This window comes from Candidatus Falkowbacteria bacterium, assembly GCA_018674305.1.
Lineage (GTDB): Bacteria > Patescibacteriota > Patescibacteriia > UBA11705 > JABHMO01 > JABMRF01.
Window position 1 is genome coordinate 1 of the sequence record JABHAL010000009.1, and the last position, 8,321, is coordinate 8,321.

Consider the following 8,321-nt stretch of genomic DNA (forward strand, 5'->3'; position numbering starts at 1 on the left):
AACGCTTGAAAATTCGGATTATTCCAAATGCGTACAGCAATTTGATCCTGCTTTTTACCTTGCCCAGGAAAAGCTTTGGCTTGAACTTTTTCTTCAATAGACTTCAAAGCGCCCTGGTAACTCTCAGTTACAAAAACATTCAACAAATGCATCATCTTGAAGTAAGCAGCATGACAAATAATAAACTGGTACCAGAGGCCTCTTTTATATTTTGAATTAGGATTGGATTTCTGTTCTTCCACCCATCGACACAAAGCTGGCCTGACTTTCTTTAATTCCGTTATGCGCAAAAAGTTTATTCGGGTATTGTAATCATCTTGATCCGGCAATTCAAGTTCTCCAATCACGCCACAACCAGCCAAACCATTATGAACTTGAAATAAAAATTTTCGTAGATGAAACATTGCCTGATTATGATGCTCTGGATAATCAACAATAGTTACCAATTCCTCTTTTGGAAAGGCAAACTCAGGAACATCTTCATCTGAACGATAGAACCACCAATTCAAGCCATAGTTTTTTTCTAATAAAAGCCTCTTATTCCGATCGCCAGGTGAAGCCGTTAAGCACAAGACTCGGATATCCAAACTCTGGCACATCCTGGCAATATCCACGTAAGCATATTTTTTGTTGGCCATGTGCATTTCATCAAACACCACAAAACTTACATCAGACAGATCGATTCGTCCAACTTCAACTTCGTTGACAATTGTCTGCGGTGTTGAAACAACAATACGACTATCCTGCCACAAAGCAGCTCGTTTTTTCTTGGCAACACTACCAACCAACATATTGATTTGATCGTCGGGCAAATTGAACATTTGACGACAGCTTCGCAAATGCTGACTACACAAAGGATTTGTTATCCCTAAAATTAAAACTTTACCCGCATCTAAAAAATGATCTGCAACTAAAATTGCAGCTGGAGTTTTGCCTAAACTTGTCGACCAAACTAGGCCGATATTTTTACCAAGTTTACTTAATTTAATAATTTCAGCTACATCTTCAAACTGATAGCCTCTTTCTTGGATCTCTTCAGATTCAATGTATTTGAAGGCTAGCATACCGTCCCCCTCATAGTATTATAATTGTCAAATAACTACCCCTTCAGTTTAGCAGAAAATCAAAACTTTTTAAAATAAAAAAAGGAAGCATGAGTTTATACTTCCCTTTATGTTTTAAGCATTGGTAAAGCTCGACCCTCAGTACTGCAAATCGGACACTTTAACAGTACAGTTTTCTGAGCTTGAAAATTTTGCCAAGCATTATCCGAGACCTTTACGTTTGTAGGACAACGAGGACATTTAAAATATTGGACTCGAGTCATGAAGAAATTTTTCCTTACTTGAACTTCACCCTTTTTAATCTTGCCAAGCCATACAATCATAGCCTCCAAACACAACCGACGAACGGTCTCAACAATATCGAACTGCTGCAAACTTGTCCAGACATAATGATCAAGAAGATTGACATTCACTTTACTTATCTCACTATGCATACCAACTAAAGAAGACGACTTGCGAGCCTGTCTGAGTGTTCCTATCGCGACATCCACTCCTAGATGGTCAACCATATACTCAGTATATGAACGAAGTTCACAAGCCATTTCGTAGATTTCACTATCCGTCTTAGCGCTACCACCAAATTTTTCAGCTTCTTGAATATAATCAATTATCGGATTCAAGAACCGTTTTTCTTTATTGATCTCCGCCAATTTCTCAGCTGTCAGATTTTGCCATAGTCGAACAATAATTGCGCCTTTATTAGCATCACCTGCTCGAGTGTCACGAATCTCCTGACACAACCACCATTCACCATCTTGTGGCAATGGCGTTTCCCAATTGTTCACTCGATCTTTGTTGAAGCCATTGATCAAAACAATTTTTGCCAGACGAGGAACCTTTTGCTTAAATCCATCAACACTGGCCATCGCCTCCGTCATATCCTCGCCAACATCGTTCTCACCAAGCGATAAGGTTATTTCTTCCTCAACTGGCCTAGGATCATGAAATATTTTTCCTTTAATTTCATTTTCCGTAGTTCGGCTAAATCGAACCTCAAGTAGCTTATCCATTTTTTTCTCCAATTTTCAATTAACTATATAACAATTAAACTTATAATATATATTTATAATTGTCAAGGTGTGAAACATGGATTATGAAGTATGAATTAAGAATTATGGGTAAAATTAACTAAACTTAGCCAACATTTTTGATTCATGAATTAAAATATATAATACGAACAAAAACTATAGCCTATTTGATTCTTGCTAATTGCAAAAAACTGATTTATAATACAACAAGCCTTATGGCCCCATCGTCTAGTGGTTAGCCCGCCTCGACTCGCGGTGCTCATCGACGCGAGTCGGGGACGCATATATATTGACAACACTATTAAGCTCAATTCTATGCACAAAATATACTTTTTAATAAATCAATGGCGCACAAAAACATACACTGGCCAAACTAACAATTTTGAACAAAGAATGCAGGAGCATAAGAATGGCAAAGTAAAATCAACAAAAAACTTTGATACCTTTGAGGCTCACATTCTTGAAGAAGTAGATACTTTAAAAGCTGCTATCAAAAGAGAAAAATACTGGAAATCCTGTGCAGGAAGAAAAAAGATAAAAAAAATATTTTTTCGGAAATTATAATATAATTATGGCCCCATCGTCTAGTGGTTAGGACGCATGGTTCTCATCCATGTAACCGGAGTTCGATTCTCCGTGGGGTCACCAAAAAACGAATATCGAAGGATAATCGTTTTTTGATTGTCAAATAATTATTTTGTAATTAGGAGAATCGAACCAGGGATGGTAAGGGAAGGATTCCCTTACTTTCTGGGGGGGGGGAGATGGAGGGGCGGAAACCCTTCCAAGAGCACACGAAGTGGCGTGTGAGATTTCTCCGTGGGGTCACCAGTCTTCGCTAAAGCTTCGACTGGCGCAGCCATAAAGATTTTGCTAAGACTGGTGGAACAAAAAAACAGGATTTATCCTGTTTTTTTGATTTATAATTTAAAAATTGAATTTTATAAATTATTTGATATTTGGTGCTTGATAATTAATCATTAACTAAAAAGGGCTCTTATAATTCCACCTCCAAATACTTTTGTACGGTTTACAAACTTTACCTAAAACCTTTTTTCCATGCTTCACTAATTCCCAACCGTACTGACAATGATAACATTCATCAGCCATTTCTGAACCCATAGGATTACCATCATAAACTATACTTTCTTCCATCGGTGCAATATAGCAAACTTCATTAGCGTCAACCGCCGGATCTCTGCCACAAATAACATAGTCTTTCCGCGTTGGGACGCCAAGACTTCCAACGTACACGTCTTCATCAAATTTGGTAAATTCACCTTTCAAAACATCATCGCAAACCTTGGTAAACACTCCTTCTAACGGTCGTATTGGAAACCAACCAGGAAACATGGTAATTACACAAAAAATAATTAAACACACAATCACTAAAATTGTAACACTTGTTTTTGACATGAAATTATATTGTTATACTGTTAAATTGCTATATTGCTTCACATTCCAAGATACTCGATACGTGAATCTATTCAATATCATCATGCAAGCCAAGTTTAATGAAAATCGCTTCCGCCATAATATCTAATAATTCATTTTCAACTGTATGGTTCTGATAAATTTTTCCTGCTTCTCTATGATTTTTACGTTCATACCATAATTTTTTATCCTTATCATACAAATCTAATTCTTTGCCTTTGAGCCATCGGGCGTAAGCTTTTTGCGGGTCAGCCACCAAAGCCTGGGTTATAATTGCCAGTAATAGATCTTTACTACGTTCATTTATTGAAATATCAGCCTCTGGAGATTCCAGCACAATCCCATCCCCCCAAAAATCTCCACCCTGTCTTTCGGCCATTTCTTTATATAATTTTTCAACTTCCTCTGTTTTTCCCAAAAAATAGTTTGCTAAAATTTCTATCAAATAATCATCAGCGTACAGTTGCCCATCAAGTACTCCGTCCGGACTTATTCTTCGGTTCCACACGTTCTTATCATTATTATATAATTCAGAGTCTTTTAGACGATCACTAAACTTGGCCAATTCAAAAGCAGGGGTTTTGCCCTCTAGCATAAAAGCAACCACAGACAAGAATTGTGTATTAGCATCAAAAGTCTGTAATCCTGTAAATCTATCATTGGCCTTAAATAAACGCATACTTCGGTCATAGAACGTGCCTTGTATGTCATTGGTTAGGGAATCAGCCAAAATTCCATCTCCTGCCATATGAGCTACTATTTTTCCTAACATTTGCTCTTTAGAAGAATAACCCCGAGAAACAACCTCAGAATCTATTCCTTGACGAAACATATGATGACCTTTCATATAAGCACTTGTCTCCATTAATGCATGTAGACGCTGGTGGGCAACCTTAACTGGCTCACCTCTAAATTCCATGCACAATTCTTCTGCTGACTTTGTTTCATTAGGAATTTTTTTGATTTCCAAAAACTCCACAATCTGTTCTTTCTTAACGATATAATCGCGCATCACCTGAAGCGCCTCCTTACTTCCGGCCTCAGCTTTCGCTTTGAGCTCAGCAAAACCTAAACCACCTGAGATCACTTCCAACTCAGACATTAATCTATCAAAATGACGTTGCTGAACTTCAGTGAAGTTAGCTTGGAGAGATTTTTCAGTTAATTGTTCTAAGTTTAACATAATGCAATAAACGACAAACTATTAATAGTATTTATCACCAGACTCCGGATCAAGTCCGGAGTGACGTTTGTAGTTGTGCTGCGCCGACCCACCCTAGATCGTCATTCCGGGCTTGATCCGGAATCTCAACGCTTTTAAATTATCAGACGTAATTAGACCTAATAATCTATTTCACCAATAATTGTTCAGCGAGCTCTGGCTCTTTCATCAATGCTTTAACAATCAATTCCATACGCATACCACGAGAACCTTTTACAAGAACCAAATCATTCTCTTTAATAATATCAATCATCTTGTCAGCGGCCAAGTTGGAATCCGGAATTTGCATAATTTTTTCTAAGCTCAATCCTGCCTTTTCAGCACCCTTGGCTATCAACTCACGGCTAGGACCAATACAAACCAATAGATCAACCTCGCTTTCAGCTGCTTTTTGTCCAAGTTCAAGGTGTGCTTGTTCAGAAAAATCACCCAACTCCAACATATCACCTAAAACCGCTATTTTTCGCTCAACCTGCTCAATCTGCAACTTCTGTAGAGCGTCCAGCGCCGCGCTAGCAGCGCGTGGTGATGAATTATAAGTATCATCTATAATTAAGGTCTGTTTACCCTGAACCAAGCTCATTCTGCCTTTGGGTGCTTTGTAATTTTTTAGTCCTTCAGAAACTTCGATCAAGTTCATTCCGAGGGCAATGCCAACAGCGGCAGCACTTAAGGCTGAATTAATTTGGTGAGCGCCAACCACACCAGGCAAAGCCACTGGAACGGTGCTTCCACCATAAGCGATTTTGAATTTGATTCCCGTTAAATCCATACCGTCACCCTGATTATGCAAATCAACTGAACGGATATTAGCTTCTTCACTATAACCAAAGAAAATTACTTTAGCTTTTACTTTTTTATGCATAGCACGAACTAATTCATCATCACAATTCAAAACAGCAATCTTGTCTTTATCTAAATGAGTTACCATTTTTTGTTTTTCTCTAGTAATTTTTTCTACAGTCTTAAAAGCTTCCATGTGAGCAGGCCCAATCTTGGTAACTACCCCAATATCACAAGGAAATAGATTTACTAAATAACCAATATCACCAGGTTTATCCGCTCCCATTTCCAAAACCAAAACTTCAGGATAATCTTTTTGTCTGGTGAAAATTAGTTTTACAGCCCGCAGAAATACCAAGCCCCATTTAATCGGCGACCTACCACCAGTTTCCACACCAATAATAGTCAAAGGCACTCCGATCTCATTATTATAGTTTTTTATATTTTTGCGAACATTAAATTTACCATTCAAAACAGCATAAACCGCTTCTTTGGCAGAAGTTTTGCCCATTGAACCGGTAATACCAACAATTTTTGGTTGATATTTATTAATGATAGCTTTCGCTAGCTTGGCTAATAATTTTTCTAAGATACGGAGTACGGATTGCATATGAATTTACGGATTTATTTTAGAATTTAATTAAAAATGGTAAAAATATTTACTTAATGCACTAATCATATTTATTTTTCAATTTTAGTATAAAGTCCTGCGAATAAACCTAAGTCAAAAATCGAAATATCTTTTGTCTCTTTACCAACTACTGGAGTGTGAATCATTTCAAAAACCACTCGGGTCTTTTTCTCTTCTTTATCCCAAACAAAATATTTAATTTTTGATTTAGTGGCTTCCACACTTCTATTTTGAAACTCTTCCCCAACTGAGAAACCACCGAAAGTACGTAAATCTAAAACATCATGACGATTTTTGGGCTTTGCAGAAACTGAAAACTCCATACAAGGTTCACTAAGTCCGATAACAAGATCCATAGTACTATCGTTGTCAGGTATTTCACAATACACAGGATTAGAACTGCTTCTGCCTTGTATTGTTATTTTTATTACACCATCACGATTATTTCTATTTACTGATGACACCTCGTTATCTGAACCATCGAACACCTCAATAACCTCAAATCTTTCGCCTGAACTTGTATCAATGTAAACATCTCCTGGTTTAATTTCTTCATGAGCTTCCAGCATTTTTTCAAAATCAGGATCGCTCGGTTCTTCCGACATCTCCTTAGTTTCAATAAACTCAACTATCTCCTCTTTTTTGGTAATGTAATCACGCATCACGTGAAGGGCTTCTTTGTCACCAGTTTCAGCCTTCTCTTTAAGTTCAGCAAAACCCAAACCACCTGAAATCACTTCCAACTCGGACATTAATTTATCAAAATGTTGTTGCTGAACTTCGGTGAAGTTAGCTTGGAGTGCATTTTCTTGTAATTGTTGCTCGGGGTTGATCATATTTTATTCTACTAATTCAAAATTTTTAACAAAATCCTCTAAAAGAAAAGAATTAGATCCGCCAAAAGCAGCATCTAAAGTAACCCAAATACACCTATCATCATTATTGGTCGGATGATACTGCTCCTCTTCCAAACTTTTAGCCCAAGAAACAAAAAAGTTTTTTGGTTCAAAAACCCGCCCACTTTGAAACTTTAAATTATTTTTTTTCTTCATCTTATATTTTTTTCCCATCTCGACACTACCAAATCTATTTGTATCCAAGGAATAAATTACGTATTCCTCACCACTGGAAGTTCTAGTTATCTCTTCTGTGTTCTTTATCGCCACATAATACCCTTCTACAAAAACTGGATCTATTGGATTAACATCCTTGGTCCTAGTACCTCTTCTCACAGACAGCTTAGGTTCCAACTGCCCCTCTACTTTCTCTACCTTATCAACAGTTAATGGCCCTATAGTGTCCTTACTAGATACAGCATAGTTGACAAAATACCCACCATTTATTGGATTTAAATTTACTAGAAAAACCTTATCATTTTCCCGTATCTCCCTTACTCCAAATTCATTTTCCTTCAACATTTCTTTAGTCTCAATAAACTCCACAATCTCCTCTTTTTTGGTAATGTAATCTCGCATCACCTGAAGTGCTTCTTTACTTCCCGCTTCAGCCTTTGCTTTAAGCTCAGCAAAACCTAAACCACCTGAGATTATTTCTAATTCAGACATTAATTTATCAAAATGTTGTTGCTGAACTTCGGTGAAGTTAGCGTGGAGTGAGCGTTCTTGTATTTGTTCTAAACTTTTCATGATGATTATTTATTGGTTATTAAATATTGGTTATTTGGTATTGGATATTGGTTATTGGATACGTGATAAGTGATACGCAAGTCATGCTTCGCATGTACTTCATGACTAAAGCACTTCGAACGGCAGGACGAGCGAACCGCACCGCGTATAAGCGCTATCCGCGCGAGCGCTGACAAACTCGAAACCGACTCCAAGCACACCGCAATACAAGGCAGACGGGAACCGAGCTTCTCCTTCAAAATCATACTTATCTGCTGACATCCACCAATGCAATTCTTCCCATTTTGTTTGCAATTGTATTTGCGTTAACAGCATTTGCATAGTTAGATAACAACTTGACCCCATAAGGTTAGACTTTTTTGATAATTCATGTTTTGTTGCGTCTGGACTAAATCCCTGCTGTAAATCTAAGATCTGAGCACTGAAGCATATATCACCGTCTACTTCTTGTTCTCTATCTGTTAGCCATTTTGCAAATTCCGTCTCCATTTGCAGATGGTTATCATCTGACAT

General features: G+C 37.5%; 9 protein-coding genes and 1 tRNA gene. 2 read left to right on the forward strand and 8 right to left on the reverse strand.

Annotation, left to right across the window (positions count from 1 at the left end):
* Together HN643_03760 and HN643_03765 are read right to left on the reverse strand one after the other, a co-directional pair.
* Window positions 1–1,064 (reverse strand): DEAD/DEAH box helicase (locus tag HN643_03760; GenBank protein ID MBT7500757.1); only part of this gene is annotated, 1,064 nt, incomplete at its 3' end.
* 107 nt (window positions 1,065–1,171) lie between these two features.
* A complete protein-coding gene (locus tag HN643_03765) occupies window positions 1,172–2,074 on the reverse strand; it encodes a hypothetical protein (GenBank protein MBT7500758.1) in 903 nt (300 codons plus the stop codon).
* Window positions 2,075–2,407: 333 nt separating this feature from the next.
* Between HN643_03765 and HN643_03770 the strand changes: the two genes are divergently transcribed.
* Entirely contained in the window at window positions 2,408–2,656 is a 249-nt protein-coding gene (locus HN643_03770) for a GIY-YIG nuclease family protein (GenBank protein MBT7500759.1), read from the forward strand.
* Between the two features lie 9 nt (window positions 2,657–2,665).
* Window positions 2,666–2,740 (forward strand) — tRNA-Glu (locus tag HN643_03775).
* A gap of 336 nt (window positions 2,741–3,076) precedes the next feature.
* On the opposite strand, the gene HN643_03780 is transcribed toward HN643_03775, so the two are convergent.
* The 6 genes from HN643_03780 to HN643_03805 form a co-directional block, all read right to left on the reverse strand.
* The gene (locus HN643_03780; GenBank protein ID MBT7500760.1) at window positions 3,077–3,508 is read right to left on the reverse strand and encodes a hypothetical protein; all 432 of its coding nucleotides are present in this window, start codon (window positions 3,506–3,508) and stop codon (window positions 3,077–3,079) included.
* 67 nt (window positions 3,509–3,575) lie between these two features.
* Complete coding sequence (locus HN643_03785) at window positions 3,576–4,709, reverse strand: hypothetical protein (GenBank protein ID MBT7500761.1); 1,134 nt, start codon at window positions 4,707–4,709, stop codon at window positions 3,576–3,578.
* A 166-nt stretch (window positions 4,710–4,875) separates the two neighbouring features.
* The gene (locus HN643_03790; GenBank protein MBT7500762.1) at window positions 4,876–6,141 is read right to left on the reverse strand and encodes a UDP-N-acetylmuramoyl-tripeptide--D-alanyl-D-alanine ligase; all 1,266 of its coding nucleotides are present in this window, start codon (window positions 6,139–6,141) and stop codon (window positions 4,876–4,878) included.
* A 71-nt stretch (window positions 6,142–6,212) separates the two neighbouring features.
* Window positions 6,213–6,998 carry a hypothetical protein gene (locus HN643_03795; GenBank protein ID MBT7500763.1) on the reverse strand — a complete coding sequence of 262 codons (786 nt, stop codon included), beginning with the start codon at window positions 6,996–6,998 and terminating at the stop codon, window positions 6,213–6,215.
* A gap of 3 nt (window positions 6,999–7,001) precedes the next feature.
* Window positions 7,002–7,808 carry a hypothetical protein gene (locus tag HN643_03800; protein ID MBT7500764.1) on the reverse strand — a complete coding sequence of 269 codons (807 nt, stop codon included), beginning with the start codon at window positions 7,806–7,808 and terminating at the stop codon, window positions 7,002–7,004.
* 105 nt (window positions 7,809–7,913) lie between these two features.
* Window positions 7,914–8,297, reverse strand: coding sequence for a hypothetical protein (locus tag HN643_03805; GenBank protein MBT7500765.1), 384 nt, complete (start codon window positions 8,295–8,297; stop codon window positions 7,914–7,916).
* Between the last annotated feature and the right edge of the window lie 24 nt (window positions 8,298–8,321).

Coding starts and splice junctions, on each gene's coding strand:
- HN643_03765 (MBT7500758.1), bottom strand. CDS start 2,074: ATGGATAAGCTACTTGAGGTTCGATTTAGCCGAACTACGGAAAATGAA.
- HN643_03770 (MBT7500759.1), top strand. CDS start 2,408: ATGCACAAAATATACTTTTTAATAAATCAATGGCGCACAAAAACATAC.
- HN643_03780 (MBT7500760.1), bottom strand. CDS start 3,508: ATGTCAAAAACAAGTGTTACAATTTTAGTGATTGTGTGTTTAATTATT.
- HN643_03785 (MBT7500761.1), bottom strand. CDS start 4,709: ATGTTAAACTTAGAACAATTAACTGAAAAATCTCTCCAAGCTAACTTC.
- HN643_03790 (MBT7500762.1), bottom strand. CDS start 6,141: ATGCAATCCGTACTCCGTATCTTAGAAAAATTATTAGCCAAGCTAGCG.
- HN643_03795 (MBT7500763.1), bottom strand. CDS start 6,998: ATGATCAACCCCGAGCAACAATTACAAGAAAATGCACTCCAAGCTAAC.
- HN643_03800 (MBT7500764.1), bottom strand. CDS start 7,808: ATGAAAAGTTTAGAACAAATACAAGAACGCTCACTCCACGCTAACTTC.
- HN643_03805 (MBT7500765.1), bottom strand. CDS start 8,297: ATGGAGACGGAATTTGCAAAATGGCTAACAGATAGAGAACAAGAAGTA.